The sequence below is a fragment of the Streptomyces sp. NPDC096193 genome (assembly GCF_040302905.1).
Classification (GTDB): Bacteria; Actinomycetota; Actinomycetes; order Streptomycetales; family Streptomycetaceae; genus Streptomyces.
This window is the reverse complement of record NZ_JBEOSJ010000013.1, coordinates 168,754-181,056: the sequence shown is the minus strand read 5'-3', so window position 1 is coordinate 181,056 and position 12,303 is coordinate 168,754. Positions and strand designations below refer to the sequence as shown.

General features: G+C 71.0%; 13 protein-coding genes. 3 read left to right on the top strand and 10 right to left on the bottom strand.

Going from position 1 to position 12,303, the window contains the following annotated elements:
* Positions 1-3 precede the first annotated feature (3 nt).
* A complete protein-coding gene (locus ABTX78_RS20545; RefSeq protein WP_352208205.1) occupies positions 4-876 on the top strand; it encodes a phosphatase PAP2 family protein in 873 nt (290 codons plus the stop codon).
* Positions 877-1,012: 136 nt separating this feature from the next.
* On the opposite strand, the gene ABTX78_RS20540 is transcribed toward ABTX78_RS20545, so the two are convergent.
* Entirely contained in the window at positions 1,013-4,000 is a 2,988-nt protein-coding gene (locus tag ABTX78_RS20540) for a bifunctional [glutamine synthetase] adenylyltransferase/[glutamine synthetase]-adenylyl-L-tyrosine phosphorylase (RefSeq protein ID WP_352208204.1), read from the bottom strand.
* A 286-nt stretch (positions 4,001-4,286) separates the two neighbouring features.
* Between ABTX78_RS20540 and ABTX78_RS20535 the strand changes: the two genes are divergently transcribed.
* Together ABTX78_RS20535 and ABTX78_RS20530 are read left to right on the top strand one after the other, a co-directional pair.
* Positions 4,287-4,799, top strand: coding sequence for a pyridoxamine 5'-phosphate oxidase family protein (locus ABTX78_RS20535; RefSeq protein WP_352208203.1), 513 nt, complete (start codon positions 4,287-4,289; stop codon positions 4,797-4,799).
* Positions 4,800-4,813: 14 nt separating this feature from the next.
* On the top strand, positions 4,814-5,248 hold the full coding sequence (locus ABTX78_RS20530; protein ID WP_352208202.1) for a VOC family protein: 435 nt from the start codon (positions 4,814-4,816) through the stop codon (positions 5,246-5,248).
* 270 nt (positions 5,249-5,518) lie between these two features.
* On the opposite strand, the gene ABTX78_RS20525 is transcribed toward ABTX78_RS20530, so the two are convergent.
* The 9 genes from ABTX78_RS20525 to glnA2 form a co-directional block, all read right to left on the bottom strand.
* The gene (locus ABTX78_RS20525; RefSeq protein ID WP_352208201.1) at positions 5,519-5,713 is read right to left on the bottom strand and encodes an antitoxin; all 195 of its coding nucleotides are present in this window, start codon (positions 5,711-5,713) and stop codon (positions 5,519-5,521) included.
* A 246-nt stretch (positions 5,714-5,959) separates the two neighbouring features.
* Positions 5,960-6,205, bottom strand: a complete 246-nt coding sequence (locus ABTX78_RS20520; RefSeq protein ID WP_352208200.1) for a hypothetical protein — start codon at positions 6,203-6,205, stop codon at positions 5,960-5,962.
* A 131-nt stretch (positions 6,206-6,336) separates the two neighbouring features.
* Entirely contained in the window at positions 6,337-7,572 is a 1,236-nt protein-coding gene (locus ABTX78_RS20515) for a cytochrome P450 family protein (protein ID WP_352208199.1), read from the bottom strand.
* Positions 7,569-8,561, bottom strand: coding sequence for an amidohydrolase family protein (locus tag ABTX78_RS20510; protein ID WP_352208198.1), 993 nt, complete (start codon positions 8,559-8,561; stop codon positions 7,569-7,571). Before ABTX78_RS20510 ends, ABTX78_RS20515 begins: the two co-directional genes overlap by 4 nt.
* Positions 8,558-9,442, bottom strand: a complete 885-nt coding sequence (locus ABTX78_RS20505; protein ID WP_352208197.1) for an NAD(P)-dependent oxidoreductase — start codon at positions 9,440-9,442, stop codon at positions 8,558-8,560. The genes ABTX78_RS20510 and ABTX78_RS20505 overlap by 4 nt, the downstream gene beginning before the upstream one ends.
* A complete protein-coding gene (locus ABTX78_RS20500; protein ID WP_313946699.1) occupies positions 9,439-9,780 on the bottom strand; it encodes an antibiotic biosynthesis monooxygenase family protein in 342 nt (113 codons plus the stop codon). Before ABTX78_RS20500 ends, ABTX78_RS20505 begins: the two co-directional genes overlap by 4 nt.
* Before the next feature lie 295 nt (positions 9,781-10,075).
* The gene (locus ABTX78_RS20495; RefSeq protein WP_352208196.1) at positions 10,076-10,582 is read right to left on the bottom strand and encodes a hypothetical protein; all 507 of its coding nucleotides are present in this window, start codon (positions 10,580-10,582) and stop codon (positions 10,076-10,078) included.
* Positions 10,583-10,606: 24 nt separating this feature from the next.
* Positions 10,607-10,741, bottom strand: a complete 135-nt coding sequence (locus ABTX78_RS20490; RefSeq protein ID WP_352208195.1) for a hypothetical protein — start codon at positions 10,739-10,741, stop codon at positions 10,607-10,609.
* 72 nt (positions 10,742-10,813) lie between these two features.
* Positions 10,814-12,175: a gamma-glutamylpolyamine synthetase GlnA2 gene (gene glnA2, locus ABTX78_RS20485; protein ID WP_352208194.1), complete on the bottom strand. Its 1,362-nt coding sequence runs from the start codon at positions 12,173-12,175 to the stop codon at positions 10,814-10,816.
* Positions 12,176-12,303: the final 128 nt, after the last annotated feature.

Sequence of the window (12,303 nt, the reverse complement as noted above, 5' to 3'; positions counted from 1 at the left end):
CCCATGGGTGAAACGACCGTGAAGAGTTTGGAAGGCCGGACGGCCGCCCCGTCACCCATGACGGACGAGGTCGCCGAAACGCCGCATGTCCGGCGTACCCGGCTGCAGACTCTCCGGTCGCCGCGCCGGCCCCGGATCTGGTTCGAAGTCCTGCTGATCGCGGTCAGTTACTGGACGTACTCGCTGATCCGCAACGCCGTGCCGGAACAGAAGACGCAGGCCCTGCACAACGCCGACTGGATCTGGCGCGTCGAGCAGACACTCGGCATAGCGGTCGAGCAGTCGGTCAACCATGCCGTGAATTCGGTGACATGGCTGATCGTCTCGATGAACTACTACTACGCGACGCTGCACTTCATCGTGACGATCGGTGTGCTCGTGTGGCTGTACCGATGGCATCCGGGGCGGTACGCGGCCGCCCGCCTCGCCCTGTTCGCGACGACGGGTGTGGCCCTGGTCGGTTACTACCTGTATCCGCTCGCACCCCCTCGGTTGATGGGCAACCAGGACTTCGTGGACACCGTGCTGGTCCATCACACCTGGGGCTCGATGGCCTCGGGCAACCTGAAGAACATGTCGAACCAGTACGCCGCGATGCCGTCGATGCACATCGGCTGGTCGCTGTGGTGCGGCCTCATCATCTGCGCGGTGGCAACGGCCCCGTGGGCACGGATCCTGGGCCTGCTGTACCCGACGGCGACACTCGTCGTCATCGTCGCGACGGCGAACCACTTCTGGCTGGACGCGGTCGGCGGCATGATCTGTCTGGTCTTCGGCTTCGCGCTCTCGTACGTCTGGTTCGGCGCGGCGCCGCACCGGCTGCCCCGCCTGCCGGAGAGCGGCAGCCGCAAGAGCCTCCTCCCCGCCCGGGCCTGACCGGGCCGGTCGCGGGTCGGCGGGTCCCGCCTGCACAGCCGCACGCGGTGCCGGCGCCCCAGCCGCACGCGGGACCAGGGCCCGGCCCGTCGCGGGACCCGGCACCGCAGCCGCGACGGCGGGCCGCCGCAACCGCTCACGCGCCGTAGAACAGCACCTCCACGACCGCGCGCGCCCGTCGTGTGATCCGCCGGTAGTCGTCGAGCATGTCGCCCACGTGCCCCGGGCCGTAGCCCAAGTACCGGCCCACGGCAGCCAGCTCGCGGCTCTCCGAGGGGAAGGTGTCGCCGGCGCGGCCGCGGACCAGCATCACGGCGTTGCGGACGCGGGCCGCGAGGACCCAGGCCTCGTCGAGGATCTGCGCGTCCTCCGTGCCGATCAGGCCCGCCGCGTGCGCCGCGGCCAGCGCCTCGCGGGTGCGGGTCGTCCGCAGCCCCGGCTCCGCCCAGCCGTGCTGCATCTGCAACAGCTGGACCGTCCATTCGACATCGCTCAGACCGCCGCGCCCGAGCTTCGTGTGCAGCGTGGGGTCCGCGCCCCTCGGCAGCCGTTCGGACTCCATCCGCGCCTTCAGCCGGCGGATCTCGCGTACCGCGTCGTCCCCGAGGCCCTCCGCCGGGTAGCGCAGCGGGTCGACCAGCTCGATGAAGCGGGCGCCGAGCTCCCGGTCGCCCGCCATCGGCTCGGCCCGCAGCAGCGCCTGGCTCTCCCACACCAGCGCCCACCGGCGGTAGTACGCGTCGTAGGAGCCCAGCGTGCGGACCATCGGCCCGCTCTTGCCTTCCGGGCGCAGATCCGCGTCGATCAGCAACGGCGGGTCGGCCGTGGGCAGTTGGAGGAGCCGCCGGATCTCCGAGACCACGGCGTTCGCGGCCCGGGCGGCTTCCTGCTCGTCCACGCCCTCGCGGGGTTCGTGCACGAAGAGCAGATCGGCGTCGGAGCCGTAACTCATCTCGTGCCCGCCGAAGCGCCCCATGCCGATGACCGCGAACCGGGTGGGCAGTTCGTCGCCCCACTTCTGTCGTACGGCCGCCCGGAGCGCGCCGGCGATCGTCGCCGCGTTCAGGTCGGTGACGGCGCCCCCGATCTGGTCGGCCAGCGCACCTGTGTCCGTCTCGGCGGGGCTGTCCTCGGTGCCGTACGAGGCGATGAGGTCGGCGGCCGTGGTGCGGAACAGCTCCCTCCGTCGGACACCGCGGGCCGCGGCGACCGCGCCCTCCGCGGTGTCCGCACGCCCGACGGCCGCCAGGATCTCCTGTTCCAGATGGTCGCGCCCGCGCGGCTTCAGGCCCTCCGGGTCACCGAGGATGGCGACCGCCTCCGGCGCCCGCAGCAGCAGGTCGGGCGCGAGCCGTCCGGCGGAGAGCACACGCGCCAGATTCTCCGCCGCCGCCCCCTCGTCCCGCAGCAGCCGTAGGTACCAGGGCGTCTTGCCGAGCGCGTCGGACACCTTGCGGAAGTTCAGCAGCCCCGCGTCCGGGTCGGCCGAGTCGGCGAACCAGCCCAGCAGGACCGGCAGCAGGGTCCGCTGGATCGCCGCCTTGCGGGTGACTCCGGAGGCGAGGGCTTCCAGATGCCGCAGCGCTGCGGCCGGGTCCCCGTAGCCGAGCGCCTCCAGCCGCTGCCCCGCCGCCTTCGGGCTGAGCCGGGTCTCGCCGGGGGTGAGCTGGGCGACGGCGTCGAGCAGGGGCCGGTAGAAGATCTTCTCGTGCAGCCGGCGCACGACCGAGGCGTGCCGCCGCCACTCCTTGTTGAGCTCGGCGACCGGGTCGGTGCGCATCCCCAGCGAACGCCCCAGGCGCCGCAGATCGGCCTCCTGATCGGGCACCAGATGCGTACGCCGCAACCGGTACAGCTGGATCCGGTGCTCCATGGCGCGCAGGAAGCGGTACGCCTCGTCCAGCTGCGCCGCGTCCACCCGGCCGACGTATCCCCCCGCCGCCAGCGCCTGAAGGGCCTCCAGGGTGCTGCCGCTGTGCAGGGTGGCGTCGCTGCGCCCGTGCACCAACTGGAGCAACTGCACGGCGAACTCGACGTCCCGCAGTCCGCCGGGGCCGAGCTTGAGCTCGCGCTCCACCTCGGCGACCGGGATGTTGTCGACGACCCGGCGGCGCATCTTCTGCACGTCGGGGACGAAGTTCTCCCGTTCCGCGGCCTGCCACACCAGCGGCGAGACGGCCTCGATGTAGTCCTCCCCGAGGGACGGATCACCGGCGACGGGCCGGGCCTTGAGCAGCGCCTGGAACTCCCACGTCTTGGCCCAGCGCTGGTAGTACGCGAGATGGCTGGACAGGGTCCGCACCAGGGGCCCGTTGCGGCCCTCGGGGCGCAGATTGGCGTCCACCGGCCAGATCGTGCCCTCGACGGTGGTCTCGGAGCAGATCCGCATGAGGTGGGAGGCCAGCCGGGTCGCGGCTTGCATCGCCTTGCTCTCGTCGGCGCCGTCGGCCGGCTCCCCCACGAAGATCACGTCCACGTCGGAGACGTAATTGAGCTCGTGGCCGCCGCACTTGCCCATCGCGATGACGGCGAGGCGGCACTGGGCCGCGTCGGCGGGGGCGGCGCTGCGGGCGATGGCGAGCGCGGCGCGCAGGGTGGCGGTGGCGAGGTCGGCCAGTTCGGCGGCGGTCTGCGCGACATCGGTCGTCCCGCACACGTCACGGGCCGCGATGGACAGCAGACAGCGCCGGTAGGCGACCCGCAGCGTCACCGGGTCGGCCGCGGCGGCGAGACACCGCTCGAACTCCTCGACGCCCGGGTGCAGGTCCGCCGACTCGTACGTGGCCAGCGCCCGCCAGTCGTCCGGGTGCCGGGCCAGGTGGTCGCCGAGCGCCTCGGACGCGCCCAGCACCCCGAGCAGCCGGTCGCGCAGGGGCTTCGCGCTGACCAGGGTGTCGAGCAGGACCCGGCGGTCGGGCGGTTCCTGTCCCTCCACCAGCCGTACGAGGCTGCGCAGTGCCAGGTCGGGGTCGGCGACCGCGCCGAGCGCTTCCAGGAGCACGGGGTCGGTCCGTACGGATGCCATGTCGGGGAGTTCGAGGAACCGCTCGGCCTGGCCGGGGTCGGTGAAGCCGTGCCGCAGCAGTCGGGTGAACGTACTGCTTCTGCGCCCCGGCACCGTCATCCCGCGGTCTCCTGTCGTGCGTAAGAGCTGTCGAGCATCCGATCAAGGTCCGGATTCGAGCGTAGCCGCCGGGGGCCGCGGGGGACCCGTCGAGGGCCCGTCCAGCCGCCCGACCCACCTGACGCACCTGACCTAACCGACGCGCCCGACGCGCCCGACGCGCCCGACCGATGAGAACGGGCGCGGCTCGCAGTCACCACTGCGTCGGCCCTCCACCACTGGGCGGGCCGTCATCAGTGCGTGAGCCCGTAGGGCTGACACGCATCCGACCCGAGAGGACCGCGCCATGGTTGCCAAGAGCCCCGTGACCGAACTCGACGCCCGCTACAGCGAGGAGAAGTCCACCGCCTCGGACTGGTCGGAGGCCGTCGACCGCCTGAGGACCGCGGAGGTCTTCTGGCTGTCGACCGTACGCCCGGACGGCCGTCCGCACGTCACCCCGCTGATCGCGGTGTGGCACGACGGCGGACTGCACTTCTGCACCGGTCCCGACGAGCGCAAGGCCAAGAACCTCCGGGAGAATCGGGAAGTGGTCCTCACCACCGGCGCGAACGCCCTGAACGAGGGCTACGACCTGGTGCTGGAGGGCACCGCGGCCACCGTGAGCGACGAGGCGCGGCTGCGTGCGCTCGCCGGTGCGTATGTCGAGAAGTACGGTGCGGACTGGACCTTCGAGGTCCATGACGGCGCCTTCGTGGGCGACGGCGGGACAGCCCTGGTCTTCCGTGTGGAGCCGCGTACGGCCTTCGGGTTCGCCAAGAGCCCCTATGGCCAGACGCGGTGGCAGTTCACCCAGTGAAGGGAACGGCACCGATGGAATGGACACTCGAAGTCGTCATCCTCCCGGTCGCGGACCTGGACCGGTCCCGGGCCTTCTACGAGGACACCTGCGGTTTCTCGGTCGACACCGACACCGAGATCGGCCCGGGCATGCGGATCGTCCAGCTGACCCCGCCGGGTTCCCGCTGCTCGATCGCCCTCTCCAGCGGCCTCCCGCCGGCCCCGGGCCAGCACGACATGGCACCCGGCTCGGTCCAGGGGCTCCAGCTGTGCGTGACCGACATCTACCAGGCGCACGCGGAACTGCTGGATCGGGGCGTCGAGGTGAGCAATGTGCAGCACGTCGGCGCGAGCGGCTCCTGGGAGGAGGGCCGCGGGGAAACGTGGAACGCGTTCATGTTCTTCAGGGACCCGGACGGCAACGGCTGGGTGGTCCAGGAGGCACCGGCGCCGCTCTCGGAGCGCTGAGGGGCCCTCGCGCCGCCGACGCCCTGCATGCCGACTGCCCTGCTTGCGTGCCGACGGCCGGACTGTCCCTGCTGGCGTGCCGACGGCCGGACTGTCCCTGCTGGCGTGCCGACGGCCGGACTGTCCCTGCTGGCGTGCCGACGGCCGGGCGGCTCCGGCGCTGAGCGCCGGGCCGTCCGGCCGTGAGTGACGTGGAGGAGGACCGGCCTGCGGTCAGGTCCGAGGCGGACCGCCCTGGTCACGGTCGGAGCGGAACTGGTCCGCCTGCGGTCAGGTCCGAGGCGGACCGCCCTGGTCACGGTCGGAGCGGAACTGGTCCTTCATCCGGTCCTGCGCCGTGTCGACATGACCGCTGTACTTGCCCTGGGTCTTGTCGTCGACCATGTCACCGGCCTTGTCCACACCCTTGCCGGTCTGGTCCTCGTGGCCCTTGAGCATCTGCTTGAGCTTGTCCATCACGGACATGGGTCATCCCTTTCGCCGCGTTGCCCCCCGCTCTTCCAGGGTCACCGCACACCGCCGGGTTCGCATCCCGACAGGGTCGGAGCGCCCCACCAGGACAGGATCTGCCCTGGTGGGCGCCACGCCGGTCGCCGAGGAAGGCGCGGCCGCAACCGGGCGGCAGCGGCCGCGCAGGCCCTGGCCGTGGACCCACACCGACCCGCGGAACAGACAGCGCGGATCAACAACGAGCGGGACCGGTGAGGCCGGTCAGGGTCCCGCGGTGAAGCGCACCGACCAGGCGTAGCCGCTCAGGTTGTCGTGCGGGACCCGGCGCACTTCCGTGACGTGGCAGCCGTCGTGGGCGTATTTGAGCGCGAAGCGGTGGAGGCGCTGTGCGTCGGTGAGGTCCTCCATCGACAGTGGCGCGCCGACGACGAGGTCTTCATGGAGGACCGGTTCCTGCGCCGCAGTGTCCGAGCAGGCCGGGCAGTGGTGCGTTCTGGGGAGGGCCATGACGTCAGTGTGCTCCTCGGGAGCGCACCGGCAAGGGCCGACGCGTCACCCGGGAAGAGTGAACGCCGCCGTCCGCTGTCCCGAAAGCGGCCCGTGGGCCGGGACAGCGGACGGCGGCGCCGTGGTGACCGCTACGGCTCCAGCACGACCGGCAGTGCCGAGAGGCCGCGGAAGGCCGGAAACGGAACCTGGAGCCAGGCCGGCTCCTGCGCCGGGTCGGCGAAGGCCAGCCGCGGGAAACGGCCGAGCAGGCTCGTGAGGGCCATCTGCGTCTCCATCCGGGCCAGCGGCGCTCCGAGGCAGTAGTGGCTGCCGTTGCCGAACCCCAGGTGGGCGTTCTGCGCGTTCCCGGGCCGGGACACGTCGAACTCGTCCGGGGCGTCGAACTTCCGCGGGTCGCGGTTGGCCGAGGTGATCGCGATCTGCACGAGCGACCCCTTCGGGATCCGCGTCCCCGACATCTCCACGTCCTCGGTGGCGAAGCGGAACGTCGCGCTCTCCACCGAGCCGTCGTAGCGCAGCACTTCCTCCACCGCCCGGCCCATGAGCTCCGGGTCGTCCTGCACGGCGCGCAGCTGTGCGGGGTGGGAGAGAAGATGCTGGACCGCGTTGCCGATGAGGTACGCGGTCGTCTTGTGACCCGCGAACATCAGCAGGAACGCCGTGGAGACGAGCTCGTTCTCGGTGAGGCCGCCGTCCTTGTCCCGCGCCTCGGTGAGGGCACTGAGCAGGTCCTCCTCGGGGTGGCTGCGCTTGCGCGCGATGAGGTCCGAGAAGTAGCGGTGAAGGTTCTCCTCCGCCTGCTGCTGCGCGCGCTTGGACTCCTCGCTGAAGCCGGTCTGGGCCACGGTCGTGGACCAGGTCTGGACGTCCGACCGCTCGTCCTCCGGTACACCGAGAAGTTCGCAGATCACCGTGATGGGCAGCGGGAACGCGAAGGCGGGAAGCAGGTCGAACGCCTCCCGCTTCGGGCACGCGTCCAGCAGCATGTCGGTGATGGCCTGGATCTTCGGCCGCAGCGCCTCCACACGGCGGGGGGTGAACCCCGAGTTGACCAGCTTGCGCAGCCGGGTGTGCTTGGGCGCGTCGGCGTTGAGCATGTGGTCGTCCAGCGCCACCGACGAGTCGCCGAAGATTCTCCGGTACGCGTCCATGGCGCCGTACATGTCCTTGCTCAGCCGCGGATCCGACAGAGCGGCCCGGGCGTCCTCGTACCGCGTGATGAGGTACGTGTCGATGCCGTGCGGCGGCTTCATCGGACAGACGGGCTGGTTGTCCCGCAGATGTTCATAGACCGGGTGCGGGTTCCGCCGGAACTCGGGAGTGCACCGCTCGGCTGCGGCGGCGGGGTCTTGCGTGGTGGTCACGGACGACTCCTGAGGTCGAAGAGGGCCTCGGCGTTGCCGCCGAGGATGCGCTGCTGGGCCGCTTTGTCGACCGGCAGCTTCTCGATCATGCGGACCCACTCCGTCAGCGGCATCGCCATCGGCGGCGAGTCGGTACCGAACAGCATCCGTTCGGGCCCCAGGACCTCCGCGTTGAGGCTCAGGTGCGCCGCGCTGAGAGGACTGGTGTCGACGTACATCCGCTGGAGGGCAGCGCCCGGGTCGGCGGCGGGCGCGACGGCGGGCTCCATGGGCGGTCCGCCGGCCGCGGCCGGCTTTCCGCCCGGCGCCCCGGCGGGCGGGCCCCAGTGCCGGGGCCGCGCCGCCGTCTGGAGACGATCCGTCAGCAGCGCCATCGCGCCGCCGCCGGTGGCGCCGATGAGCCGCAGATCCGGGTACTTCTCCAGCCACCCGGCGAAGGCCAGCATCGCCATGCCCACGGTCAGGTCGCCGAAGCGGCCGATCTGCTCGACGAAGCCCATGTTCTGGACGTGCTCCGTGCCGATGGGTTCGGCCGGGGCGTGCACCATGACCGGCACTCCCGCCTCCGCGGCCAGCGCAAAGAAGGAGTCGGCCCGGGGCGAGCCGAGCAGCTCGCCGTGGACGCTGGAGGTGGTGATCAGGCCGACGAAGGCGGGGTCCGCCAGCGTCTCCCTGACACCCTCCAGATGGTCGTCGTCGCCGAACGGGTTGGCGTACACGTATCCGCGCAACTGGTCCGGGAACGAGGCGATCAAACCCGACATCCAGGCGTGGAAGCTGCGCAGCCGGTCCCTCGGCTGGGCGTAGTTGTCGACGCCCGGGACCCGTGCCATCGCGCCGGCCCCGACGGGGCTGCCGATGATGGTGAGGTCGATCCCGGCCTCGGCGCGGGCGGCGAGCATGCCGTCGACGTCGGTCAGGGCGGGAGGCATCGGGAAGCGCTGCGCGGCTTCGGGCGGGGACAGGTGCCCGTGGATGTCGATGATCATGCGCCGACTCCCGTGTCCGGCACGATCGCACGGGTCACCGCGGCGCAGTCCTCGTCGCCGAGGCCCTGCTCGGTGGCGCGGAGATGGGTCTCCGCGGCAGCGGCGGTGAGCGGCAGGTGCAGCCCGGCGGCCGCGGCCTGCTCGGTGGCGAGCGTGAGGTCCTTGGCCATCAGACGCAGCCGGAAGTCCGGCTTGTCGTAGCGCCCGGCGGCCAGGCGCTTGGACTTGAAGGCCATGACCGGCGAGGCGAAACCGCTGCCCGCGATGGTCGCGAGGACCTGCTGCCGGTCGAGTCCGGAGACGGCTGCCAGCTCGGCGGCCTCGGCCATCGCCTGGACCTCGATGCCCATCAGCAGGTTGAGGAGCAGCTTCATGCGCATGCCCGAGCCGAGTGCGCCGAGGTGGACGACCTCCTTGCCCAGCATGTCGAGCAGCGGCCGGCCCGCGGTGAAGACCCGCTCCTCACCGCCGACGAACAGCCGCAGGTCGCCGCTGCGCGCGTGGTCGCGGTTGCCCAGCATGCCGACGTCCAGCACGGAGGGCTCGTCGCCCGCGAGGCGGACGACCTCGTCCGGGGAGACGGTGCTCGCACAGATGATGGCTCCGGGGTAGGACCCCCGGGCCAGGACCCCGTCGGGTCCCCGCAGCACCGCGCCGAGTGCCTCGCCGTCGGCCACGGTGCATATCGTCGCGCTCGTGCCCTCGACGGCTTCTATCGGCCGGGCCGCGGCGACGGCACCGGCCTTGGTGAGCGGCTCGGCGCGCTCCGGGGTGCGGTTCCACACGCGCACCTGTACGCCCTGGTCGAGCAGGCGACCGGCCAGGCCGGCGCCCATCGTGCCGAGTCCGAGCACGGCGACGGGTCCTTGGGTGGGCGTCATGACTTCACCTCCGCGGTCTCCTTGACGACGCGGAAGCGCAGCGACTGGGTCGAGTCGACCCACTTGCGCAGCGGAGCCACCATCTCCTGGTGCTCGTCGCTCTGCTGCCAGGCGAAGAAGGCCTCAGGGGTCTCCCACTCGCTGGTGATGACCCACTGACGGGAGCCCTCCTCCACGGGTTCTCCGAGACGGTCGATGATGTGACCGGGAGTGCGGGCGACGGACTTCCGGATCTGGTCGTACATCTCCAGAAACCCTTCCTCACAGCCCTCGGTTACCTGGACGGCGAAGACGACGGAAAGCCTGTCGGCCGAATGGCCGTTCTGCACGGTGCCCATATCTCCTCCTGGTGGGTGAGCTCTGCTGGGACACGCCTCCTACCGACTCATGGGCCCAGCGCCGCTGCAACTCCACCGCGGGCAGGGCGCCATGGGGCCACCGCACCTCCCACGACGCGTCGCCCGTACGGGTGAGGGCAGAAGTCGCCCCTGTGCAGGCGTTCCTGGTACGGAGCGTGGACGGCTGCTCACGGGGTGGCGCGATGGGGCCATTCGAGTGGCGGAGAAGGCCGGTCGCCGAGGGGTCCCGGGCGCCGGATCCGGGAGGAGGGAAGCGCTGCCGGCAGAGCCGTGCTCAGGCCTGTGACTCGGCCCAGAGCTGGAAGACCCTCGAGATCCCGGCCCGCACGGCGCCACGCCGCGTGAGGACGGACCGGTCGACTCCTGCGAAGAGCACCGCCAGGGAGACATCCGCGGGCAGCACCCGCCCGGCCGCCTGCACGGTGACCTTCCTGCCGTTTCCGAGGCCCGACTGCCGCACCGTGACGACGACACCGGGGTCCTCGGCGTCGGCCTGCCGGGACAGCGTGTACGCCCGGCGGTCGATCGCCGTGAGCCGGTACGTGTCACCCAGATACCGCATGTGCAGGCAGCGCCCCCGGTGCGTCGGCGCCCACCGGTTCCGGCTCATCCGCACGAGCCCGTCGCCGACGCGGAGCGTCGCGCGGTTCAGGGTCGGCATCGACACGACGTCCGTGTGGACGCCCCGGTTCTCGAAGGTGGCCGTGGGGATCAGACTGCTGCCCACCTCCGTGACGATCGCGTTCGGCACGTCCGGGCCCGCCGGAAACACGACCCGCATCCCGCCGAACCCGGGCGAGGTGCCCTACCGGCCGGTCGTCGTGCGCCGCCCGGCGGACGGCTTCTCCTTCCGGTACGCGAGCGTGAACGCGCTGATGGTCGTGTGCACGGATGGTCCTCGCTGGTCGGACGGGTCGAGATCGCCGGTCGGGTGGGACACGGAACGGCTCCGGGCCGGTGGCATCACGCCACCGGCCCGGAGCCGACTCACGGACGGGAAACCGCCCCGCACCTACAGCACCGGCAGGTTCTTCCGCAGTTCGAAGGCCGTGACCTCGCTGCGGTACTCCTCCCACTCCTGCTTCTTGTTGCGCAGGAAGAAGTCGAACACATGCTCCCCCAGCGTCTCCGCCACCAGTTCGCTGCGTTCCATCAGCGAGATCGCCTCGCCCAGATTCTGCGGCAGCGGTTCGATGCCCATCGCGCGGCGTTCCGCGTCCGAGAGCGCCCACACGTCGTCGTCCGCGCCGGCCGGGAGTTCGTAGCCCTCCTCGATGCCCTTCAGGCCCGCCGCCAGCAGCACCGCGTACGTCAGGTACGGGTTCGCGCCGGAGTCGATCGAGCGGACCTCCACGCGGGCCGAGCCCGTCTTGCCCGGCTTGTACATCGGGACGCGGATCAGGGCCGAGCGGTTGTTGTGGCCCCAGCAGATGTACGAGGGCGCTTCGCCGCCCGCGCCCGCGCTGCGGGCGGAGCCGCCCCAGATGCGCTTGTAGGAGTTGACCCACTGGTTGGTGACGGCCGAGATCTCCGCCGCGTGCGTGAGCAGGCCCGCGATGAAGGACCGGCCGACCTTGGAGAGCTGGTACTCGGAGCCCGACTCGTAGAAGGCGTTCCGGTCGCCCTCGAAGAGCGAGAGGTGGGTGTGCATGCCCGAGCCCGGGTATTCGCTGAACGGCTTCGGCATGAAGGTCGCCTGCACGCCCTGCTCCAGCGCGACCTGCTTCATGACCAGCCGGAAGGTCATGATGTTGTCCGCCGTTGAGAGCGCGTCCGCGTACCGCAGATCGATCTCCTGCTGGCCCGGCGCGCCCTCGTGGTGGCTGAACTCGACCGAGATGCCCATGGATTCGAGCATCGTGATCGCCTGTCGGCGGAAGTCCATGCCGACGTTCTGGGGGGTGTGGTCGAAGTAGCCGGAGTTGTCCGCGGGCACCGGGCGCGACCCGTCGAGCGGCTTGTCCTTCAGCAGGTAGAACTCGATCTCGGGATGCGTGTAGAAGGTGAAGCCGAGGTCCGAGGTCCGCGCGAGGATCCGCTTGAGGACGAAGCGCGGGTCCGCGAAGGACGGGGAGCCGTCGGGCATCAGGATGTCGCAGAACATCCTGGCGGTCCCGGGGGCCTCCGCGCGCCAGGGCAGGATCTGGAAGGTGCTCGGATCAGGCTTGGCGATCATGTCGGACTCGTAGACGCGCGCGAAGCCCTCGATCGCGGAGCCGTCGAAGCCGATGCCTTCGTCGAAGGCCTGTTCCAGCTCGGCCGGGGCCACCGCGACCGACTTCAGGAAGCCGAGTACGTCGGTGAACCACAGGCGTACGAAGCGGATGTCGCGCTCCTCGAGCGTACGGAGCACGAATTCCTGCTGCTTATCCATGTCAACCCAATCCTTGCTGGTCAAGCCGCCTGCTACCGCGAGCATCCCACCCATGGGTTTCAGGCAGGTTGCGAACCCGGGCTGAGCCCATTGTGGGTCAGGGCACACCGGGAGACGACCCTGAGTCC

Excerpts from the sequence above, each read along its gene's own strand:
- ABTX78_RS20525 (WP_352208201.1), bottom strand. The coding sequence starts at position 5,713 with ATGTCCGTGATGGACAAGCTCAAGCAGATGCTCAAGGGCCACGAGGAC.
- ABTX78_RS20540 (WP_352208204.1), bottom strand. The coding sequence starts at position 4,000 with ATGACGGTGCCGGGGCGCAGAAGCAGTACGTTCACCCGACTGCTGCGG.
- ABTX78_RS20500 (WP_313946699.1), bottom strand. The coding sequence starts at position 9,780 with ATGGGCACCGTGCAGAACGGCCATTCGGCCGACAGGCTTTCCGTCGTC.
- ABTX78_RS20495 (WP_352208196.1), bottom strand. The coding sequence starts at position 10,582 with ATGCGGGTCGTGTTTCCGGCGGGCCCGGACGTGCCGAACGCGATCGTC.
- ABTX78_RS20545 (WP_352208205.1), top strand. The coding sequence starts at position 4 with ATGGGTGAAACGACCGTGAAGAGTTTGGAAGGCCGGACGGCCGCCCCG.
- ABTX78_RS20505 (WP_352208197.1), bottom strand. The coding sequence starts at position 9,442 with ATGACGCCCACCCAAGGACCCGTCGCCGTGCTCGGACTCGGCACGATG.
- ABTX78_RS20520 (WP_352208200.1), bottom strand. The coding sequence starts at position 6,205 with ATGGCCCTCCCCAGAACGCACCACTGCCCGGCCTGCTCGGACACTGCG.
- ABTX78_RS20510 (WP_352208198.1), bottom strand. The coding sequence starts at position 8,561 with ATGATCATCGACATCCACGGGCACCTGTCCCCGCCCGAAGCCGCGCAG.
- ABTX78_RS20535 (WP_352208203.1), top strand. The coding sequence starts at position 4,287 with ATGGTTGCCAAGAGCCCCGTGACCGAACTCGACGCCCGCTACAGCGAG.
- glnA2 (WP_352208194.1), bottom strand. The coding sequence starts at position 12,175 with ATGGATAAGCAGCAGGAATTCGTGCTCCGTACGCTCGAGGAGCGCGAC.
- ABTX78_RS20530 (WP_352208202.1), top strand. The coding sequence starts at position 4,814 with ATGGAATGGACACTCGAAGTCGTCATCCTCCCGGTCGCGGACCTGGAC.